The organism is Pseudomonas sp. RC10 (assembly GCF_038397775.1).
GTDB classification, from domain to species: Bacteria; Pseudomonadota; Gammaproteobacteria; order Pseudomonadales; family Pseudomonadaceae; genus Aquipseudomonas; species Aquipseudomonas bambusae.
The window spans coordinates 3392431-3413097 of the sequence record NZ_CP151650.1; the positions used below are offsets into that span (position 1 = coordinate 3392431).

At 61.9% G+C, this 20667-nt stretch carries 24 protein-coding genes and 1 riboswitch; of the genes, 15 read left to right on the forward strand and 9 right to left on the reverse strand.

The features are described 5' to 3' along the window. Positions 1-20 precede the first annotated feature (20 nt). The 11 genes from sctI (at position 21) to AAEO81_RS15680 (ending at position 7740) form a co-directional block, all read left to right on the forward strand. Positions 21-395, forward strand: a complete 375-nt coding sequence (sctI, locus tag AAEO81_RS15630; RefSeq protein WP_341957591.1) for a type III secretion system inner rod subunit SctI — start codon at positions 21-23, stop codon at positions 393-395. 10 nt (positions 396-405) lie between these two features. Beyond that, the gene (gene sctJ / locus AAEO81_RS15635) at positions 406-1209 is read left to right on the forward strand and encodes a type III secretion inner membrane ring lipoprotein SctJ (protein ID WP_341957592.1); all 804 of its coding nucleotides are present in this window, start codon (positions 406-408) and stop codon (positions 1207-1209) included. Next, positions 1209-1757, forward strand: a complete 549-nt coding sequence (locus tag AAEO81_RS15640) for a type III secretion protein (RefSeq protein WP_341957594.1) — start codon at positions 1209-1211, stop codon at positions 1755-1757. The genes sctJ and AAEO81_RS15640 overlap by 1 nt, the downstream gene beginning before the upstream one ends. A gap of 23 nt (positions 1758-1780) precedes the next feature. Continuing rightward, positions 1781-2356, forward strand: a complete 576-nt coding sequence (gene sctL, locus AAEO81_RS15645) for a type III secretion system stator protein SctL (protein ID WP_341957596.1) — start codon at positions 1781-1783, stop codon at positions 2354-2356. Between the two features lie 772 nt (positions 2357-3128). Beyond that, the gene (locus AAEO81_RS15650; protein ID WP_341957599.1) at positions 3129-3437 is read left to right on the forward strand and encodes a transposase; all 309 of its coding nucleotides are present in this window, start codon (positions 3129-3131) and stop codon (positions 3435-3437) included. Between the two features lie 8 nt (positions 3438-3445). Then, positions 3446-4276, forward strand: a complete 831-nt coding sequence (locus AAEO81_RS15655; RefSeq protein ID WP_341964544.1) for an IS3 family transposase — start codon at positions 3446-3448, stop codon at positions 4274-4276. A gap of 158 nt (positions 4277-4434) precedes the next feature. Continuing rightward, positions 4435-4659: a type III secretion protein gene (locus AAEO81_RS15660; RefSeq protein WP_166594299.1), complete on the forward strand. Its 225-nt coding sequence runs from the start codon at positions 4435-4437 to the stop codon at positions 4657-4659. Continuing rightward, positions 4646-5077 (forward strand): type III secretion protein, encoded by a 432-nt coding sequence (locus tag AAEO81_RS15665; protein ID WP_341957602.1) that lies wholly within the window; start codon positions 4646-4648, stop codon positions 5075-5077. The genes AAEO81_RS15660 and AAEO81_RS15665 overlap by 14 nt, the downstream gene beginning before the upstream one ends. Position 5078: 1 nt before the next feature. Continuing rightward, positions 5079-7184: a type III secretion system outer membrane ring subunit SctC gene (sctC, locus tag AAEO81_RS15670; protein ID WP_341957604.1), complete on the forward strand. Its 2106-nt coding sequence runs from the start codon at positions 5079-5081 to the stop codon at positions 7182-7184. Further along, a complete protein-coding gene (gene hrpT / locus AAEO81_RS15675; protein WP_341957606.1) occupies positions 7181-7387 on the forward strand; it encodes an HrpT family type III secretion system protein in 207 nt (68 codons plus the stop codon). Before sctC ends, hrpT begins: the two co-directional genes overlap by 4 nt. A gap of 2 nt (positions 7388-7389) precedes the next feature. After that, positions 7390-7740 carry a type III secretion protein HrpV gene (locus AAEO81_RS15680; RefSeq protein WP_341957607.1) on the forward strand — a complete coding sequence of 117 codons (351 nt, stop codon included), beginning with the start codon at positions 7390-7392 and terminating at the stop codon, positions 7738-7740. Positions 7741-7809: 69 nt separating this feature from the next. On the opposite strand, the gene AAEO81_RS15685 is transcribed toward AAEO81_RS15680, so the two are convergent. From AAEO81_RS15685 to AAEO81_RS15705, 5 genes are all read right to left on the reverse strand, one after another. Further along, a complete protein-coding gene (locus AAEO81_RS15685) occupies positions 7810-8604 on the reverse strand; it encodes an ABC transporter ATP-binding protein (RefSeq protein WP_341957609.1) in 795 nt (264 codons plus the stop codon). Further along, a complete protein-coding gene (locus AAEO81_RS15690; RefSeq protein ID WP_341957611.1) occupies positions 8601-9641 on the reverse strand; it encodes an iron chelate uptake ABC transporter family permease subunit in 1041 nt (346 codons plus the stop codon). The genes AAEO81_RS15685 and AAEO81_RS15690 overlap by 4 nt, the downstream gene beginning before the upstream one ends. Next, entirely contained in the window at positions 9638-10657 is a 1020-nt protein-coding gene (locus AAEO81_RS15695; RefSeq protein ID WP_341957613.1) for an ABC transporter substrate-binding protein, read from the reverse strand. The genes AAEO81_RS15690 and AAEO81_RS15695 overlap by 4 nt, the downstream gene beginning before the upstream one ends. A 120-nt stretch (positions 10658-10777) precedes the next feature. Then, positions 10778-10987: riboswitch (cobalamin riboswitch) on the reverse strand. A gap of 182 nt (positions 10988-11169) precedes the next feature. After that, positions 11170-11889 (reverse strand): aspartate/glutamate racemase family protein, encoded by a 720-nt coding sequence (locus AAEO81_RS15700; RefSeq protein ID WP_341957615.1) that lies wholly within the window; start codon positions 11887-11889, stop codon positions 11170-11172. A 119-nt stretch (positions 11890-12008) separates the two neighbouring features. Then, positions 12009-13004 (reverse strand): aldo/keto reductase, encoded by a 996-nt coding sequence (locus AAEO81_RS15705; protein ID WP_341957618.1) that lies wholly within the window; start codon positions 13002-13004, stop codon positions 12009-12011. Between the two features lie 356 nt (positions 13005-13360). Between AAEO81_RS15705 and AAEO81_RS15710 the strand changes: the two genes are divergently transcribed. Together AAEO81_RS15710 and AAEO81_RS15715 are read left to right on the forward strand one after the other, a co-directional pair. Continuing rightward, complete coding sequence (locus tag AAEO81_RS15710) at positions 13361-13918, forward strand: ATP-dependent Clp protease proteolytic subunit (protein ID WP_341957619.1); 558 nt, start codon at positions 13361-13363, stop codon at positions 13916-13918. A gap of 58 nt (positions 13919-13976) precedes the next feature. Continuing rightward, complete coding sequence (locus AAEO81_RS15715) at positions 13977-14141, forward strand: hypothetical protein (RefSeq protein WP_341964668.1); 165 nt, start codon at positions 13977-13979, stop codon at positions 14139-14141. Between the two features lie 69 nt (positions 14142-14210). Here the strand turns inward: AAEO81_RS15715 and AAEO81_RS15720 are convergent, their stop codons facing one another. The 4 genes from AAEO81_RS15720 to AAEO81_RS15735 all read right to left on the reverse strand — a co-directional run bounded on the left by AAEO81_RS15720 (position 14211) and on the right by AAEO81_RS15735 (position 18273). Continuing rightward, positions 14211-14408, reverse strand: a complete 198-nt coding sequence (locus AAEO81_RS15720) for a KGG domain-containing protein (RefSeq protein ID WP_166594309.1) — start codon at positions 14406-14408, stop codon at positions 14211-14213. Between the two features lie 149 nt (positions 14409-14557). Further along, complete coding sequence (locus AAEO81_RS15725; RefSeq protein WP_166594742.1) at positions 14558-15316, reverse strand: endonuclease/exonuclease/phosphatase family protein; 759 nt, start codon at positions 15314-15316, stop codon at positions 14558-14560. 134 nt (positions 15317-15450) lie between these two features. After that, positions 15451-16665, reverse strand: coding sequence for an MFS transporter (locus AAEO81_RS15730; RefSeq protein WP_341957621.1), 1215 nt, complete (start codon positions 16663-16665; stop codon positions 15451-15453). Between the two features lie 177 nt (positions 16666-16842). Next, positions 16843-18273, reverse strand: a complete 1431-nt coding sequence (locus AAEO81_RS15735) for a mechanosensitive ion channel family protein (protein WP_341957623.1) — start codon at positions 18271-18273, stop codon at positions 16843-16845. A 208-nt stretch (positions 18274-18481) separates the two neighbouring features. On the opposite strand from AAEO81_RS15735, the gene AAEO81_RS15740 reads away from it, so the two are divergent. Together AAEO81_RS15740 and AAEO81_RS15745 are read left to right on the forward strand one after the other, a co-directional pair. Then, positions 18482-19474 carry an MBL fold metallo-hydrolase gene (locus AAEO81_RS15740; protein WP_341957624.1) on the forward strand — a complete coding sequence of 331 codons (993 nt, stop codon included), beginning with the start codon at positions 18482-18484 and terminating at the stop codon, positions 19472-19474. Positions 19475-19547: 73 nt separating this feature from the next. Beyond that, positions 19548-20435, forward strand: coding sequence for an AraC family transcriptional regulator (locus AAEO81_RS15745; protein WP_341957626.1), 888 nt, complete (start codon positions 19548-19550; stop codon positions 20433-20435). The last annotated feature ends 232 nt before the right edge of the window (positions 20436-20667 follow it).

Consider the following 20667-nt stretch of genomic DNA (forward strand, 5'->3'; position numbering starts at 1 on the left):
CCGTCTGCCGGAGAGCACCCGTGACCGTTTCCAACGTCAATCAACTCAAATCGCCATCCCCCGATCTTGAGCAACACCTTGATCAAGGACTGGTCAGCGGGCCTTCGCAGGCGGACGTCGATCTGTTCAATGCGGCCATGCGCCCCGACATGGCGCTGCAGCAGAGCCACCTTTCCGAACAGATTGCCAGTGCCTTGTCCGAGCGACTGGGCACCATGGACAAGTTTTCCCAGCAGGCGGCGCGCAAGATGAAAAAGGCCTCCACCACCGACGACCCGCTGGAGATCGCGCAGATGAGCCGATCCTTGTCGCAGTATTCGTTGCAAATGGCGTTGACCACCAAGGTCGTCAACAAGAGCGCTCAGGCGTTCGACAAGCTGACCAACCTGCAATAGAGGGTCTGGCGTGAAGTATCTGACTGCGGGTCTGATGTGCCTGATGTTGCTGCTCAGCGGATGCAGCGACGAGACCGACCTGTTCAGCGGTCTGTCCGAGCAGGACTCCAACGATGTGGTGGCCAGCCTCGCCGATCAGCACATCGATGCGCGCAAACGCATGGAGAAAACCGGGGTGGTGATCACCGTCGCCACCGCCGACATCAACCGGGCCGTGCGCATTCTCGACGCCGCCGGTTTGCCTCGGCATTCGCGCACCAGCCTGGGTGAAATCTTCAAGAAGGAAGGCGTGATTTCAACGCCGCTGGAAGAGCGCGCCCGCTACATCTACGCCTTGTCGCAGGAACTGGAGGCGACGCTGTCGCAGATCGACGGCGTGATCGTGGCCCGGGTTCACGTGGTGCTGCCTGAACGGGTCGCGCCGGGCGAGCCGGTCCAGCCCGCATCGGCGGCGGTGTTCATTAAGCACACCTCAGCGCTCGACCCCGACAGCGTGCGCGGGCGCATTCAGCAGATGGTCGCCAGCAGCATTCCGGGGATGTCCGGCGAGCCGCTGGACTCGAAGAAATTCGCCATCGTGTTCGTGCCCGCGGCAGAGTTTCAGGACACCGAACGGCTGGTCAATTTCGGGCCGTTTCTGGTGGACAGCGCGAACCTGGGCTTCTGGAAAAGCATGCTATGGGCGGCGCCGTTTGTCGGGCTGGTGCTGATCCTGTTGCTGGTGTTGATCCTGCGCAGCGACTGGCGCAACGCGCTGTTGCAGCGGATCGGCCTGCGTCGCGACGAGGGTTCTAACCTGCCGGTGCGGGCGTGATGCAAAACGCAACGCACGCTGCGATGGCGGACGCGGATCAGCGCTGGATTCAGTGGTGGTGCGCGCCTTGGCAATGGGCGCACGGCGACTGGCTGGCCCGATTCGCCGAGGACAGCGGGCTGCCAACGTCGGAGCTGTCGGGGGTGTTGCGCACCCGGCATGGCGCGTTTTTGCACAGCGTCGGGATTGCGCCCAGTCAACCTCCCGCGCCGGTTGAGCCGGTGCTGCAATGGTTGACGCTCGATCCCGCTCAACAGCAGGCCGCGCTGCACCTCGCACAGAGCATATGCCTGGGGCGCGTGACGGATGAATCCCCTCATGAGCGCTGGTGCCGCGCCGTGGCCAAGGCGTTGCGTCCTGGCGTCTGGCTCGACGCTTCCGTGCACGATCCTCGTGAATTGTTGGCGGCCTGGGTGGGCGAGGATTGCTGGTCCCGGTTGCGCTTGAACTGGGCACCTGGCGCCGTGCCTGACGCGGTGATCGAGATGCCCGTCGGCAAATTGCACACGCTCTGGCAATCCGTCGTTTGGCGCGCCAGCACACCCTGACTCTTTCTCTCCGGGAATTCGACATGCTCGCCAAACGCCGCCTCGCCCTGGCTTCTTCCGATGTGCTGCTCGACACCATTCTGCGGCGGGACGACTTGGCCGATATCCAGCTCGCCGGGGACGTATTGCGCAATGCGCGCGAGGAAGCCGAGCAGATCCTTGCGGACACCCGCGAACAGGCGCAACGGGAAAAAGACCAGGCGCTGATGCAGTTCTGGGAACAGGCCAACGGCTTTCTGGACGCGTTCGAGCAGCAGCGGCAGACGTTGCAGCAAGAAGCGATGAGCGCTGTCGAAGACTTGCTCAACATCACGCTCGCCCGACTGCTGGACGAGACCACGCTGGCCGAGCGGACACGGGTGCTGATCCGCAACCTCGCCGACAGCCAACGCCATGAAGCCGTCGCCACCCTCAGCGCGCACCCCGATCAGCTCGACGAACTTCGGGACTGGCTCGCGCAAAGCCGGTTTTCGGAACACTGGCAACTCAAGGCCGACCCCCTCATGCCGCCGCTAACCCTGCGCCTGAGCGACGCCAACGGCGCGTTCGACATTGACTGGACCAGCCTGAAACGCGGGCTGTTGGGGCAAGACGCGTAGGTGCATCAACGCTCTCCACAGTGGGAGCGAATTCATTCGCGAAGGGCTCGGACAGGCACTCGATCTGCGTCGCCTGTACTTCTTTTCGCGAATGAATTCGCTCCCACAGGTAATCGGCGGCGCTGCCAAATGCTGAGCCTGACTCGGTTTCAACTGTAGGAGCGAATTCATTCGCGAGAGGCCAGTACATTCAACCCAGAAATGTCGGCTGCACCAACGCTTCGCGAATGAATTCGCTCCCACAGGTAATCGGCGGCGCTGCCAAATGCTGAGACTGACTCGGTTTCAACTGTAGGAGCGAATTCATTCGCGAGAGGCCAGTACATTCAACCCAGAAATGTCGGCTGCACCGCCGCTTCGCGAATGAATTCGCTCCCACAGGTAATCGGCGGCGCTGCCAAATGCTGAGACTGACTCGGTTTCAACTGTAGGAGCGAATTCATTCGCGAGAGGCCAGGACATTCAACCCAGAAGTGTCGGCTGCACCGCCGCTTCGCGAATAAATTCGCTCCTACAGGTAATCGGCGGCGCTGCCAAATGCTGAGGCTGACTGGGTTTCAACTGTAGGAGCGAATTCATTCGCGAGAGGCCAGTACGTTCAACCCGGAAGTGTCGGCTGCACCGCCGTTTCGTGAATAAATTCGCTCCTACAGGTTTTTCGCCGCGCCCCATTATCCTGAACACCCCACCTTCCGTAGCAGCACAGCTGAACTGGCCTAATGATCCCGGACACCTCTTAAGGGCGATATGATTCGCCCATTCAGGAGGTTCCATGCAAGAGCGAAAAACCTATACCCGCGAGTTCAAGCAACGTGCTGCCAGCATGGTTCTTGACGACAACTGTTCGGTTCCTGACGTCTGCGCATCGATGGACGTCGGCCCAACGGCTCTGCGCCGCTGGGTGGATCAGGTTCGTAAAGAGCGCCAGAAAGGCCAGCCTTTGGCAGGCACCAAAGCGATCAGCGACGAGCAGCGAGAACTCCAGCAGTTACGCGCCAAAATCAAACGCCTGGAGACCGAGGCCGAAATCTTAAAAAAGGCTACCGCTCTCTTGATGTCGGATCCCGATCGTTTTTCCTGATTGAGGAACTGAGAGAGTCAGGTGCGTATCCGACCAGCCAGCTTTGCTGCGCTCTTGGCGTTTCCCGAAGCGCGTTCTATGACTGGCTTCATCGCCGTTCGTTGCCTGATGCCAAGCGTGAGGCGCTCAAGGCCCAGGTCGTCCAATTGCATAGGGAAAGCAGGGAAAGTGCAGGTGCGAGAATGATCTCTCAGTCCTTGAAGGCGCTACAGATCAAGGTAGGGCGACATCTGGCTGGGAAACTCATGGCGGAGGCAAATCTGACCAGCAGGCAGCGCCGCCGCCATCAGTATCGCTCCAGAGGTGTCGAGGCCTTTGTCGCCAAGAACCTGCTCGAACGTAACTTCAAGCCAACAGGAGTCAATCAGGTCTGGTGTGGCGACGTCACCAGCCTGATGGTCGGGAAGCGCTGGTATCACTTGGCAGTGGTCATTGATCTGTTCGCTCGCCGAATCGTTGGCTGGGCGTTTTCTCTGATCAATGACGCCAACCTGGTGAGCAAGGCACTGAGAATGGCGGTGGAGGTTCGAGGTAAACAGTCGGGTTTGATGTTCCATTCAGATCAAGGCTGCCAATACACCAGCCAGCGTTTCCAGTCCGAGCTGCTTGAGCATGGGATCACGCAAAGCATGAGCCGCAGGGGGCAATGCTGGGACAACGCACCAACGGAGCGATTTTTCGGCACGCTCAAGTCAGAATGGGTGCCTGCCAAGGGCTACTCAGAAATCGAAGAAGCTAGACGGGACATGACCAGCTTCTTCATGCGTTACAACCGAATCAGGCTCCACAGCTATAACAATTACCTGTCGCCGATAGCCATGGAGCTGCAGGCGGGGTGATCACCGTAATCGGTGTCCGGAAAGACTTGACCAGAACAAGCTTGCTGGTAGTGGAGACGATTACAACACGCGTCTAAAGCCTTTTTGTCACGTCACAGGGAACCGGAGCGCGGCGTGTTTCCACTCAGGGGATGAACCTTCACGTTGGAGTCGTCCCCATGATCAGTTTCAAATCACTGCAAAACCACCTCGATCATTCCTACAGCCGCGCCCAGAGCGACATGGAAGACGCCGCTGAAACCGCGTCCGACAGCGGCACGATGGAAGACCTTCAGGCGTTCAACGACGCGTCGCAACAAACCAACGTGGCGAATATGATCCTCAACGAAGGGCTGCGCGCCAAACACGGCATCACCAAAGCGATCATCGATGGAATTCAGTGAGTTCACGGCGATCCTCGCCCAGTGGTGTGAGCAACGTCCGCTCACGCCGCTGGACTGCTGGATCGACGACGCCAACGCCCGGCTGGCGGTGCACGGAAACGGTCTCCGCATCAGCCTCGACCTGCTCGATCCCTACGACGGCAGCGACCCTCAGCGTCTGGAAGCGTTATTGGGGCAGGGCGGTGCCAGCGTCGCCTGCGACTGCCTCGGTGCCTTGGCCATCGACCCCGAGACCCGCTGCGTCGTACTGCTCAGCTGGCTGCCCAATCCCTGCACGTCGGCGGATGCCCTCAATCGCCTCGAACAGCTGGCCAACCAGCGCGGCGCGATGCTCAGCCTGATGCAAACCTCCATGCGCCACGCCACGGCCCTGTCGTCGCCTCGCGCAACCCTCAATACCTGGCAACCGGGAGTGTGAAATGCGCAAGGCCTTAATGTGGTTGCCTCTGCTGATGATTGGCGTCGCGATGCCCGCGCTGGCAGCGGTGCCCGATGCCTGGAAACACACGGCTTACGCCTACGATGCACGGCAAACCGACCTGGCCACCGCGCTCAAGGATTTCGCCAAGGAATTCGGCATTGGCCTGGACATGGCGCCGATTCAGGGCACCCTCGACGGTCGCATCCGGGCGCAAAACCCGCAGGAATTCCTCGACCGTCTGGGCCAGGAACACCACTTCCAGTGGTTCGTCTACAACGAAACCCTGTACGTCAGCCCCACTAGCGAGCAGACCTCGGCGCGCATCGAAGTGTCCCCGGAGGCGGTGGACGACTTGCAGCAGGCGCTGTCCGACGTCGGGTTGCTGGACAAACGCTTCGGCTGGGGCGCATTGCCCGACGAAGGCGTGGTGTTGGTCCGTGGCCCGGCCAAGTACGTCGATTTCGTTCGCACCTACAGCAAAAAGGTCGAAGCGCCGGAGAAAGCCGAGAAGCAGGACATCGTCGTGCTGCCGCTGAAATACGCCAACGCCGCCGACCGCACCATCCGCTACCGCGACCAGCAACTGACCGTGGCCGGGGTGGCGAGCATTCTTCAGGAACTGCTGGAAAGCCGCTCCCGGGGCGAGTCCATCAACGGCGTGAATCTGGTGCAAGGGCAGGGCAGCACCGCCAGCGGCATGGCGGGCAACAATTCGGCCGGTCTGAATTACGGCGGCCTCGAAGGCGGCGGATTCGACACCAATGCGCTGGAGCAAGGGCTGGACCGCGTGCTCGGTTCCGGTGGCAAACGCGGCAGTGGTTCCCGTGACAGCGCAAGCGGGCGCTCGAAAATCCGCGTCAGCGCCGACGTGCGCAACAACTCGGTGCTGATCTACGACCTGCCGAAACGCAAGGCGATGTACCAGAAGCTGGTGAAGGAGCTGGACACCCCGCGCAACCTGATCGAGATCGACGCGGTGATCCTCGACATCGACCGCAACGAACTGGCCGAGCTGTCCAGCCGCTGGAATTTCAATTCCGGCAGCGTCAGCGGCGGGGCGAATCTGTTCTCCCAGGGCACCAGCTCGACGTTGTTCATTCAGGACGCCGGCAAATTCGCTGCCGACTTGCACGCGCTGGAAGGCAACGGCGCGGCGTCGGTGATCGGCAACCCGTCGATCCTGACCCTGGAAAACCAGCCGGCGGTGATTGACTTCAGCCGCACCGAATTCCTCACGGCGACGTCCGAGCGGGTGGCGGACATTCAACCGATCACGGCAGGCACCAGCTTGCAGGTGATCCCTCGCTCGCTGGAAAAGGGCGGCAGTTCTCAGGTGCAGTTGATCGTCGACATTGAAGACGGACAGATCGACACCTCCAACATCAACGAAGATCAGCCAGCGGTGCGCAAGGGCAACGTCAGCACGCAGGCGGTGATCGCCGAGCACGGTTCGCTGGTGATCGGCGGTTTCCACGGGCTGGAAACCAATGACAAGGTCAACAAGATCCCGTTGCTGGGAGACATCCCGGTGATCGGCAAGCTGCTGTTCCAGAATCGCACCCGGGAAACCAACCAGCGTGAGCGGCTGTTCATTCTGACCCCGCGTCTGATTGGCGATCAGGTCAACCCCTCGCGTTACGTCGAGCTGAGCAATCCCCACGACGTTGACGATCAGATGAAGCGCATCAAGCAGCGCCGCGACGGCGGTGAAGAGCCGACCCGTGGCGACGTGCAGAACGCGTTCACGCAGTTGCTCGATGGCGTGGCGCCGGTGGGCTTCAACAGTGGCGAGGCGCTGCCGTTCGAAGCCGACAGCCTGTGCGACCCCGGTGCGGGTCTGGAACTGGACCGTCAACGTTCGCAGTGGTTTGCGAAGAAGGATTGGGGCATCGCCGTGGTGGTCGCCCACAACACCACCGCGAAACCGGTGCGCATCGACGAAAGCCGTTGCGGCGGCCGCTGGGTAATGGGCGTCAGCGCCTGGCCCCATGCCTGGCTGCAACCGGGTGCGGAGAGTGAAATCTACATCGCGGTCCGCCAGCCGCAGGTCTCGACCAAGTCCGGCAAAAACCGTCCATCACTGCTCAAGGGGGCCACACGATGAACCTGCGCGGCTACGTCATCCTGCTCGTGCTGCTCGCCACCCTGGGCGGCTGCGCGAGCCATTCGGGCTGTTCGGGCTACGCCTGCAAACGCCCGGATTCCAACGATCGTGAGCTGGTGATCTGGTGGCCGGCGGACATGCGCCAGGGCATCGACGAGCGGGACCACGAGCAAGACTTCACCGTTGTGCCATTAAAGGACTGAGCATGATTCGGGTATCGGAAAAGGCAGCGTTCTACGCCCACGTCGCCGCAGAACGCGCGGCCATCTGGCCAGTGGCAACCGGCATCGCCTTCGTCAGCCGTCGAGAGCACCGGGATTGGGGCATCGCTCTGCACATCGAAGGCCGCGCCCTGCGCCCCGAGCAACTGCGCGACGCGCTGGAGCGGCGCTTTTCGCAGGCTGAGGTGTTCAACGAGTATTTCCTGTTTCTCGATGTGCAGCGGGATTTCGTGGTCTGGCACGCCGTGCCCGACGCCTCGGAATCCTCCACCAGCCTGGACAGCATTCGCCAGCATGAATTGATGTTGGCGGGGTTGGAGCATTTGCGGGATTGAGGCCTGCGCCATTCAATGCAGCACCGCGATCCACTGTGAGAATCGAGGGGTGTCAGACACCCCTGTGATTCAGGCCATGTGTGTACGCAAGCGCAACACCCGCTGCCCGTCGAACGGATCGGTCAACCAATGCCCCGACACGCCGAATGTGTCCCGTAATCGCTCTGGCGTCAGCACCTCGAACGGCGACCCCAACGCCACCAGTCGCCCCCGGTCCATCACGGCCAACCGGTCACAGGCCAGCGCCTGATTCAAATCGTGCAGGGCGATGACGGTGGTCACGGGCAGGCGTTGCACCAGGTGCAGAATCGACAGTTGCTGCTGAATGTCGAGGTGGTTGGTCGGCTCGTCCAGCAACAGGATCTGCGGCCGTTGCGCCAATGCTCTGGCAATGTGCGCCCGCTGCCGTTCGCCGCCCGACAGCGTGTGCCAGGCCCGATGACGAAGGGGCTCAAGGCTCACATCAGCAATCGCCTCACTGACGATTCGGTCGTCTTCCACGCTCCACGGCGCCAGCGCCGACAACCATGGCGTACGGCCCAATTCAACGGCTTCAAGCAGGCTGATCGAATCGCCGGTCTCCGCCTGTTGCTCGACCACCGCCATCCGCTGCGCCATGTCGCGACGGCGGATGGCAGACAGCCGTTCCCCGTGCAGGAGCACCTCACCTGAGGTGGGCGTCTGCAACCCGGCCAGCAACTTGATCAGGGTCGATTTGCCTGAACCGTTAGGGCCCACGACGCCGAGGTTTTCCCCCGCCCGAATCGACAATGACACGCCGCTGAGCAACGTCGCGCCCTTCACGCTGTAGCTCAGATTGACCGCGCTGAGCACGCTGGCGGCCTGTTCGACAGAAGCGTTCATCGGGCGCGATTTCCCCGCATCAGAATCAGTGCAAACACCGGCGCGCCGACCAGGGCCGTGATCACGCCAATGGGCAGCACCTGGCCCTTGATCAGCACCCGCGACAGCACATCGGCGGCGATCAGAAACAGTGCGCCGCTCAAGGCACTCAACGGCAACAGCCGCGCATGCCGCACCCCGACGACCATGCGCACGGCATGAGGAATCACCAGACCGACGAAGCCAATGGAGCCGACCATCGATACCATCACTGCCGTCACCAACGCTGCGGTGGCGATCAGAAGGGTCTGCACCCGACGCACCGGAATCCCCAGCGAAGCCGCCGAGTCGGCACCAAAGGTGAATGCATCCAGCGAACGCCGGTGCCACAGGCTCACCGCCAGCCCCAGCAGCACCACCGGCACGGAAAGCGCCACCGAGGTCCAGCGCACGCCACTGAGATTGCCCAATAGCCAAAACATGATGCCCCGGGCCTGTTCGGCGCTGGCAGATTTGGTGATCAGAAACGACGTCAGCGCATTGAACAGCTGCGACCCGGCGATCCCCGCGAGGATGATTTGCCCCGTCACCGCCTGGCTGCCCGAGGCCCGAGACGACCGTGCCAACAACGCGACCAAGGCAAACGCGGCAATGGCGCCCACGAACGCACCCATCGATAAGGAAATCGCCCCGGCGCCCAAGCCGATGATCGCGACCAATACCGCGCCGGTCGACGCCCCGGCGGAAATGCCCAGCAGATACGGGTCCGCCAGCGCGTTACGCAACAGCGATTGCAGCACCACACCGGACATCGCCAGGCCCGCGCCACAGGCCGCCGCGACGATGGCTCGGGTCAGCCGGTAATTCCAGACAATGCCCTCATCGATGGGATCGACCGCATAACCCGCCGCCCACAGCTTGTTCGCCAGCACCTGAAAGATCACCGGCAGGCTGATGGAGGTCTCACCGATGGCCACGCCCGCAATCACGGCCAGCACCAGCAAGCCGCTGACCCACAGGGCATGGCCCAGCCAGCGGGCGATGTTCAGGAGGTTCATGGTGTTTCAGTGGCCTTGGCCAATTGCTCGATGCCGTCGAACAGACGAACGCTGGACTCCATCGCACTGGCGTCCATGATCACGATGCGGTTGTTTTTCACGGCGTCCATGTTGCGGGTCACGGGGTCGGACGTGAGGAAGGCCAGTTTCTTTTCGTGGTCGTCAGCGGGGAAGCGGCGACGGTCCATGCGCGCGATCACCAGAATCGTCGGGTTGGCCTTGGCGATGGTTTCCCAGCCCACGGTCGGCCATTCTTCGTCCGAATCGATGATGTTGCGCATGCCCAGGGTGTCGAGCATGAATCCCGGAATGCCTTTGCGCCCGGCGACGTACGGGTCGGTGTTGATGTCCGGGCTGGAGAACCAGAACACCGCCGAAACCTTGCTCGCGTCATGGGCCTTGGCGTGTTCGATGGCCTGAGCCAGACGGGCCTTGTAGCCGTCGATCAGTTGCTGACCGCGATCCTGAACGTCGAAGATTTCCGCCTGTTGCGCGATGCTTTTGTACAGCGCGTCGATGCGGAACGCTTCAAGCCGAGTCCCGTCAGCGCCGACCAGGTTGTTCTTGCCTTCGCAGTCGGACGGCAGGATATACGTCGGGATCTTCAGGTCGTGAAACTGCTGTCGCGTGCCGACCGCACCTTGCGGACCGACCATCCATTCGAACTGCACCGGCACGAAGTCCGGGTGCTTGCCGATCACCGATTCGAAGCTCGGCGCGTTGTCGGCCAGGCGCTCGATCTTCGCGTTGGCGTCCTTGAATTGAGGCAGGGTGTCGTTGAACCACAGGGAAGTGCCAATGACCCGGTCGCTCAGGCCCAGCGCATAGAGCATTTCGGTGGCGGCCTGGCCGATGGTCACGGCTTTGTGAGGCGCCTGGGCAAAGGTCAGGGGCACGCCGCAGTTGTCGAGGGTCAACGGGTAGTGGGTCGGTGCAGCCAAAGCGGAGGGGGACATGAACGCTGCGCTCGACAGCGTCAGACTGGTGAACAAGGGAGCAAAACGGCGCAGCGACATTGGGGTTTCTCCAGTGAGCCTGTGATCGACGAAACAGGCACTGGAAAGCACACCCGAACGGCTGGCGGAGAATAAAGGCAAGCACCGCGCACGGGAGTCCTTCCCGGACACCCCGCCGGTGAATGATTGACGCTTGCCGGCAGGTCTCCTGACTGGCGCTTCATCACCGTGCTTCGGCCTTCCCGGGCGGTAACCCAGTGGCAAACAGGAAGCACGGCTCGACGCCTACAGTTGCGGGGACAGTTCCGTTTGAGCGCGCCCGATGACACAGGGCACGGCTCGCGGATTCCCTATTAATTCCGAGTGGAAACCGGCGGCGGCGATGGTAAACGATTTGCCCGATACAGGCGACCACTCGGCGTTCGCAACCCTTGTAGGAGCGTGGCTTGTCCCGCGATCGGCGACGAAGTCGTCGTCATCCGTCAAATGCATTTCATCTGAGGCACCGCGAATACCGATTTGGCGACGGGTTCCCCGCCGATCGCGGGACAAGCCACGCTCCTACAGGCCCCTTATTTTAACGGCCAGCCGATCACTTTCTTCGGCCTCGGATTCGCATACGTCCGCACTTTGGAGGTCTTCAATCCCAATCGCACCAGCGACTCCGCCAGCGCCACGGCGGCCGTCACGCCATCCACCACCGGCACGCCCGCACGGTCACGAATCAGCTGGTCCAGCCCGGCCATGCCGCCGCAACCCAGGCAGATCACCTCGGCCTTGTCCTGCGTCACCGCCTCGACCGCCTGCCCGGCGATGGCCTCCAGTGCGCGGTCCGGCCTCTCTTCCAGCTCCAGCACGCTCATGCCGCTGGCTCGCACCGACGCGCAGCGTTCGAACACACCGGCCAGTTTCAGGCGGTCTTCGATCAGCGGCACCGTCCGGTCCAGCGTGGTCACCACCGAATATTTATGCCCGAGCAGCATCGCCAGGCTGGCCGCGGCTTCGGTGATGTCCACCACCGGCACGTCCAGCAATTCCTGCAAGCCTTCGCGCCCGTGCTCGCCATACCCGGCCTGAATCACCGCGTCGTAGGGCTGATCGTAGGACAGCACGCGGTCCATCACGGCAATCGCCGCCAGATAGCTTTCGAAATTGCCTTCCACCGATTCCGCACCAAAACGTGGCGTCAGGCCGATGATTTCCGTACCGGGTGACGCAACACTGCGCGCCTGCTCGGCAATGGTGTCGGTCATGGATTGAGTGGTGTTCACGTTGACGATCAAAATGCGCATGGGGGCGGGTCTCAAGCGGTGATCATGGGATACATGCCTACCGCTGAAGCGAAAACCGCGCCACCTTGGAATTCGGCGGGTGAGACGTCGAACCGTTCGCCGACGTCTCGGGTGGATCTTCAATCCTTCATCGGCACCGGAGCCTGCGGCGCAATGAAGCCTTGATCACGCATCGCTTGCCAGAAGCCGTCCGGCACCTGGGCATTCAGCGCCGCGACGTCTTCGATGATTCGCGAGGGCCGGCTCGCGCCAGGAATCACCGCCGCCACCAGCGGGTTGGCCAGTACGAATTGCAGCGCCGCCGATTTGATATCGACCTGGTACTGGCGGGCGATTTCCTGAATGTGCGCGACCTTGTCGAGCATCGCTTGCGGCGCTTCCTGGTACTCGAAATGCTTGCCGCCCACCAACACGCCCGAGCTGTAGGGCCCGCCCACGACGAACTCGGCGTTGTGCTCACGGGCCTTGGCGAACAGGCGTTGCAGCGGCTGGTCGTGGTCCAGCAGCGAATAGCGGCCCGCCAGCAGGAAACCGTCCGGTTGTGCTTCACTCAGGTCCAGCGTCAGCTCGCACGGCTCGACCCGGTTCACGCCCAGGCCCCACGCCTTGATCACGCCTTCTTCGCGCAGTCGGGTGAGGGTGCGGAAAGCGCCTTTGCGGGCGATGTTGAAATGCTCGATCCACTCATCGCCGTGGGCATCTTGAGCGATGTCGTGCACGAACACGATGTCCAGCCGATCGGTGTCCAAGCGCTTGAGGCTGGCCTCGATGGAACGCAGCGTGGCGTCGCCGGAATAATCGGTGAGGATTTTGTTTTTCAAACCGTCGCTGAACGGGCCGCTGCGGGTTTCGCTGTCCAGTTCGTCGGAAATCAACCGGCCCACTTTGGTGCTGAGGGTGTATTCGTCGCGCGGCACATGGGCCAGCGCCTTGCCCAGCCGTTGCTCGGACAGGCCCGAGCCGTACAGCGGCGCGGTGTCGAAATAGCGGATGCCCTGATCCCACGCCGATTGCACCGTGGCGGCGGCTTCGTCTTCGCTGATGTCGCGGAACATATTGCCCAGAGGCGCTGCGCCAAAGCCGAGGCGGCCAATGATCTTGTCGTGCAGACTCATGAAAGTGTCCTGTCCGGGGTCATGGAGTGCCGGGAAAAAATGCCCGGCGTGTTGTACAGATCATGCCGTGCGGCAGGAGTTCTATGGTTCGTGTGGAGGGCGGGCATACGTGTCACACCACGCCGCAGAACTCCTCCTGTAGGAGCGAATTTATTCGCGAAGAGGGTTCAGACGCTAGAGAAGTGTCGACTGTACAGCCCTTTCGCGAATGAATTCGCTCCTACAGGTTTCTCGACTCGGCACCCTGTGGCGGACGATCCCCTCCGCTTGAGCAGCACGGCACCATGCAACTTTTGCGGTCTGCGCGCCTTCCAACCCATTACACCGTGTCGATAACCGGAAAGGGAGGGCCGTCGATGAGCGAACACATCGTCCATTTCCATTGTGGGGTCGATCAGACCACCACCGAGCATTTCCGCGACCGCTGTCTGGAAGCCCTCGACAAAGGGGCGACCGGCTTGCTGCTGAACCTCTCCACCGCAGGCGGCAGCACGGCCCTGGGCTTCACGATCTACAACTTTCTCAAGTCGCTGAAGGTGCCGATTCGCGCACTGAACAGCGGCAACATCGAATCCATGGGCATCGTCATCTACCTCGCCGCCGAGGAGCGCATCGTCTGTCCTCACTCCCGGTTTCTCATCCACCCGATGAGCTGGTACTTCAACCAGAGCTCGGTGGATCACTCACGCATCCGCGAATACCTGCGCAGCCTGGATAACGACTTGCAACGGTACGTGAACATCTATCTGAGCGAGACCGACGGCGCAGTGACCCCGCTGGACATTGGCCGCTGTCTGTCGTCGGAGGAAAAGGTGATTCGGGCCGAAGACTCCCTGGCCTGCGGCATTGCCCACCGGGTCGAGCAGTTGCAGTTTCCCGAAGGCGCCACGCACTGGACGGTCAGCGCCAGCTAAGCTCAACTCATCCACACACCGGGTCGCCACAGAACCCGCCTGACACGAGGAACTTGCCATGCACACTCATTCGCACAAAACCCCGGACGCCGTGCCCCGTGGCGCTGTTCCGCTGGACGAAGAAGAGGTTGAAGTGGACGTCGATAATGACCCCGGCAATGAAGACCCGGGTTCGCAGTTCGACCGGGACGCCACGGTGCCGCTGATCGACCCGGACGAATAACTAACGCAACGCACGGGCATAAAAAAGCGAGGGCTCTCACCCTCGCTCGTTCCGCTGATCAGACGTTGATCAGGATTTACGGCCTGCGCCGCCTTGTGGCATTCCGCCTTTTTTGCTGGCGTCCGGACGTTTTTCGTCAGTTGCTTTCTGCCGGTCGTTGGCCATGTTGCTGCCACCTGAAGCCTGGCCGCCTTTTTTGCCTGCGTCGGAGGCTTTTTGGCGATCGTTCGAGAAGTTGCCAGGGTTCGATTTTCCGGTGTTAGCCATGATTGCGTACCTCTTGTTATGAGAAGGGCGAGTCATGTGGCTCGCATTAAATGGGATGAATCAAGCGGCAGTTGGTTTAAACAATCACGGCATTACCGGACAAACGGCGGGAGTGGCGAAACGATGCCAGCGCCTTTGGATACGGGCGTTTACATGTGCACTTCGACCGCCAGCGGCAGGTGATCGGACAGGTGCGTCCACGGCCGCGTCCCGAGGATTTTCGGGTTGTGACTGGTGGCGTTGCGCAGGTAAACCCGGTCCAGCCGCAGCAGCGGGAAGCGGGCCGGGTAGGTCTTGGCCAATCGCCCATGGCTTTGCTCGAAAGCCTCGTGCAAGTACGTGCAGCGCGCTAGGCGTTTGTTGCCCTGCAATTGCCAATCATTGAAATCCCCGGCAATCACCACCGGCGCGTGTTCGGGCAGCGAGTCCAGCAACGCGCACAATAAGTCGAGCTGTAACTGCCGATGACTTTCCAAGAGGCTCAAATGCACGCAAATAGCGTGCACCTCGTCGTGTCCCGGCACCTGCAACACGCAATGCAGCAGGCCCCGACGCTCCGGGCCGGTGATCGACACGTCGAGGTTGCGGTAATGCAGGATCGGGTACTTCGAGAGGATCGCGTTGCCGTGGTGGCCTTCCGGGTAAACTGCGTTGCGGCCGTAGGCAAAGTCGCTCCACATGCTGTCGGCGAGAAATTCGTATTGGGAGAGGGTCGGCCAGTCGTGATAGCGGGCGGCATGGCGATCATGGCCGCCGAGCACTTCCTGCAAAAACACCAGATCGGCCCCCGTGCTGCGCACCGCTTCGCGCAGCTCCGGCAGGATGAAACGTCGGTTCAGGGCCGTAAAGCCCTTGTGAGTGTTGACCGTCAGTACGCGTAAACGATGAACGTCCCGTACGCCCGACATGTCCGAGAGGGGAAGGTGGACACCAGCAGGATCGGAAGTCACACGCACGCTCCTTTTGCGAGGGATGTGCTAGTTCCGACCGGCTCGGGTCCGGGCAGTTCAGCGTTTTGCGATGCCGTTTGGCCGGCGTCGTGCTAGAGCCGCGTGTCTACGGCGGGGCGTCGCGACAGCAGCACGGTCAGGCCCAACGCCAGAATCGAGAGCAGTGCTGCGAAAAAAAAGATCCAGTCGTAGCCCATGCCGAGGGCAATCGCGCCCATCAGCGGCCCGGCGATGGCCAGTGCCAGATCGAAGAACACCGCATAGGCCCCCAATCCCGCGCCACGGCTGCTGTTGGGCACTTGCTTGATGGCTTCGACGCCGATGGCCGGGTAGACCAGCGATAAGCCAAACCCCGCGAACCCCGCGCCGATCAACGCCACAGTGGTGTTGGGCGATAGCCACAACAGCACTAGCCCGACGGTCTCGACCGACATGCACACAATGGCCGAACGGTAGCCGCCGAAGCGGGTGATGGCGTTGATGAAAAACAGCCGCGCCACGATGAAGCAGACACCGAACACCGTCAGGCACCACGCCGCGCCTTCCCAGCCCCGGCTCACGTAATACAGGGTGATGAAGGTGGTGAGGGTGCCATAGCCGATGGAGGACAGGGTCAGGCCCAGGCCATAAGGTGCGACGCGACCGAACACCGACCAGAACGCCATGCGCTCGCCGCGCACCACAGGCACCGGCGGTTTGTTGCGAATCAGCAGCAGCGCGCCTGCGGCCAGCACGGTCAACACCAGGCCGAGGCTGACGAACCCCAGCGTGTTGACCATCACCACGCCCAGCGGCGCGCCGATGGCAATGGCGCCGTAGGACGCGATGCCGTTCCATGAAATCGAACGTGCCGTGTGTTCCGCACCGACCTGGCCGATGCACCAACTGATCGTGCCCACGCCCACCAGACCTTGCGACCCGCCGAGGATCACCCGAGCAATCACCAGAATGGACAGGCTGATGCCCGCGAACGTTTCGAGCAGGACCGCCAAAACGGTCAGCACGCCACTGATCGCGATGCCTGCCAGCCCATACACGATGGCCCGCTTGGTGCCGATGGTGTCGCAGATCCGGCCCGCCACAGGGCGGCTGAACAGCGTGGCAAGGTACTGCGAACCAATCACCAGACCGGCCACCACCGCACTGAAACCCAGTTGGTTATGGACATAGCCGGGCATCACCGCGATGGGCAGCCCGATGCACAGGAACGCGATAAAGGTGTAGAGGACGATGGAGACGATTTGCAGGGTGATCGCCATTGAATTCGTGTGCTGAGGCGACGTTTCGGGTGGCAGGGCGGCAGACATGAGGGCTCTTCGCAGGCGCGGTGGGAGTGCGCCATCATCGCCCGAGGCCAACGGAAATGAAAGCAGGCTAACGATTTAATCGTGATGCGTCGCCAGTCTCTTTCATTCCATCTTCAGTCGCGGTGCGGGTTTACCGGCAGTGGCATTTCCCCTGGCTTGCCCGCACGCCCGAATCGTTCAGCGCTTCTGCAACCAGCCCAAAAAGTGATTCTTCTTGATCACCACCGGCTTGCGCAGCAAAACATGCTGGCTGTTCTGTTGGCGCACCGCCTGCAACTTGTTGAGTGCCGTGGTGATTTCCGCCCGCTGCTCCATCGCCTTGCGCGTGGCGGCTTTTTCGATGCGGTACATCACACAGGACGTGAGGGCGATGAAGCGCGCCTCGGACGGCGAGTCGTCGAGCACGTTCTGCACGCCCATCACTTCCCCCGGCCCCATGCGCCCGGCCTCGATCATCTCCCTGCCGTCGGGAATCCTCACCGAGACAACGCCGGTCGCTATCACCCACAGCCCGTCCGGTTCGTCTCCCATGTCCATGATGGTCTGACCGGTGGCGAACTCCCGAGCGACCATCGTTTGCGCCAGTTCATCTTTCTCTTCGGCAGTGCTGGCCCTGAACACCTTCACCTCGTCCAGTAACGCCCTGGGTCGCGACATGGCCTCGGCGGTGATCTCCGATTGCCAGGCGATACCCGCAGCTTCCAGGTGCCGATACGCCAGATCGAACAGCAGATTGCGCACGTCGCTCTTGTTATTGAGGTCGCTGATGAAGCCTGTCATCGAATATTCGATGGTGGTCGGGCTGGTGTCTTTGACCACTGCCCGGGGTTGTGGCGTCTGTAACAACGCGCTGCACCCTTGCAACGCACGCTCCAGGGCATCCAGCACGCGGCGGGGCCGGATGTGCGGAGACATCATCACCGTGATCGACACGCCATGAATATTGACCGGTCGGCTCAAATTGACGATTTTTGCCTTGGCCGCCACTGAATTTGGGATCACCACCATGGTGCCGACCCCGGTCATCAGGTGCGTGGCGCGCCAGTCGATGTCCATGACCTTGCCTTCCATCCCGTCGATGGAGATCGCGTCGTCCACCTGATAGGGCTTGGTGGTGTTGAGGATGATTCCGGAAAACACGTCGCTCAGTGTGCTCTGCAACGCGAGGCCGACGATGATCGCCATCGCCCCGGAGGTCGCCAGAAGCCCCTTCACGGGCAGCTGCAGCACGTAGCCGGCCGCCGCGACGATGGCGATCAGGAAGACCACCGCGCCTATGACCTCCTGCAACAGTCGCCCGCTGTGGCCAACGCGGCCGGTTAACAGCAAGCCCAGCAGAACGGTGAGGGTGCGCGCCGCATACATCCACCAGACGATGGCCAGCGCGGTGGCGGCGAATTGCATGGCGCTGTTGTCGGGCCAGGCAGGCGCTTCCAGTGGGCTCACGCCTGCGCTGGCGATCACCAGGCTGTAGGCCACGAAACCCATGAGGCGGATGCCGATCCGGGTCAACCGGTTGCGGTCGGCCAGCAGGTGCCAGGCCGCGACATCTGCCAAAAGCAGAAGCAGGCTCCAGGCCAGCGAATAATGAGGAGCGTCTGAGGGCATGAAGGGAATTCCACGGGAGAGGGCACGTCGCCACGACACGCGGGGATGTTAGGGACAGTGATGGCGGGATGTCTATAACCGATCGCTCCCGGAGTCTGCCGTCATCGACCGCCGCAGCTCTGCTTCGAAACAAGCACAGCGCTTCAATCACTGGATCGGCAGGGATCGCACCATCGGCGCTTCTTCTAACCCTGCTTTGAGGCGTCCCATGCACTCATCCCTGTTTTCGCTCGCCCGTGCCGCTGGCCTGGGCCTTGCGCTGTGCTCGACCCTGGCCAGTGCCCAACCGCCCGCCCAGCAGAAAACCCAAGTGCCGGGCTATTTCCGGCTGGCGGTGGGGGATTACGAAGTCACGGCGCTGTTCGACGGTTACAACGACCTGTCGCCAAAACTGCTCAAAGGCCTGCCCCCTGAGCGGATTCGCGCGCTGCTGGCTCGGCGTGCCATCGAAACACCGGGGGTGCAAACCGCCTTCAATGCCTTTCTGATCAACACGGGAAAGAACCTGATTCTGGTGGACACCGGGGCGGGCCAGTGCATCGGTGAAACGGCGGGCATGCTGACGCGCAACCTCAAGGCGGCGGGCTATGAACCGGAGCAGGTCGACACGATTTTTCTGACCCACCTGCACCTGGATCACGTCTGTGGCCTGGTCGACGGCAACAAACAGCCGATCTTCGCCAACGCCACGGTGTACGCCGCCAAGCCCGAGGCCGATTACTGGCTGGACCCGACGGCGCTGTCCCGCGTGCCGGAACAGGCCAGGGCATTCTTCAAAATCGCGCAGGAATCGACCGCTCCCTACGTCGCTGCCGGTCGGTTCAAGACGTTCACCCCCGGCGAGTCGCCCATTGCGGAAGTGCACACCACCCTCGAAGCGGGGCACACCCCCGGCAGCACCACGTACCAGTTCACGTCTCGCGGCCAATCCATTGTCTTCATCGGTGACTTGGTGCATAACCTCGCCGTGCAGTTCGAACACCCGGAAGTCAGCATCAGTTTTGACGAGAACAGCCAGAACGCGATCGCCAGCCGCGACGCGGTGTTCAGCGAAGCCGCCAGCAAGAAGCGCTGGGTCGCCGCCGCGCACCTGCCGTTCCCCGGCACCGGGCACATCGAAGCCCTGGGCAAACGCTTCCAGTGGGTGCCTGTGGAATACGGCCCGTATCAGCGCGCTGCCCATGTGCCGCTGATCGACTAAGATGAGCGCAGTCGCCTGGGCACAGGGAGTGGGCGACTGCACTGGCACCCCTTTACTGACACAGGACTGGCCCTTGAACACTCCCCGGATCATGCAGCTGAGCGGTGATGCCTTCACCGCTGTGCGCATTCAGCAGGCGACCCCCGACCCTGAAAAGATCATCGACATCCCGTGTGTCGATGCCTTCTCGATCATCGTTCAGTTGCAGGATTTTGCCGCCCATCGCCTTTGGCGTGGGCGCCGGTTGAGCTACGCCGGTGGCCATCTCCGGGGCTCTGTCGCGTTGCCGTTCATGGGCGATGAACTGCGCTGTCAGCATCGTTCGTCTTACGACAATCTGCGCGTGACGCTGCCCCGGCAGGCGCTGGACGCGTTGCAGGCCGAGCAGGGCGCCCAAAAGATCGGCGTGTTCCGCTACGAGCAGGGCGGCGCCGAAGACCCCGTGCTGTATCACCTGGCGCACGCCATGCTCCCGGCGCTGCAACGTCCCGACATGGCCAATCGTTTGTTTCTCGATCACGTGCTGATGGCGATGAGCAGCCACGCCATCGCCCGCTATGGGCGTGTCGCCCCGGCGTCCGGCAAGCTTCACGCGTCCCTCACGCCCACCCAATTGGCGATTGCCAAGGAGCTGATCGCTAGCCACCTTGACGGCGATCTGTCGGTCGAGCGCATTGCCCAGGAATGCTCGCTGACGCGCAGCCATTTCTCCCGGGCATTCAAACAGGCCACTGGCGTCGCTCCCCACGCCTGGCTGTTGCAGATTCGTGTGGAGCGGGCGCGGGAATTGCTGCGCGCCATGCCGCCCATGCCGTTGGTTCAGATTGCGCAGCACTGTGGCTTCGCCGATCAGCCGCACTTGACGCGGGTGTTCACCCGATTGACCGGGGAAACACCCAGTGCCTGGCGCAGTCGTCAGCGACAGGTGCTGTCAGTGCCGGTCACTGGCGAGCGACAGTGACCAACTAATCGTTATCTAACGATCATTAAGCTCACCGAGATTCAACAACCGTTAGACGGATGAATTACAAGTTCCTACCCCTACGGATAATATCGGTTAATGTTTTTTACTGATTAGATGTTCACTGACTAAAAATGGATCGGCGACGTTGTTCGAGTACGGGAGCCCGATGGCCTCGTTCACGTTCGACGCATTCAGGGCGTGCGAATCCACTCTAAGGACTGCGTGAATA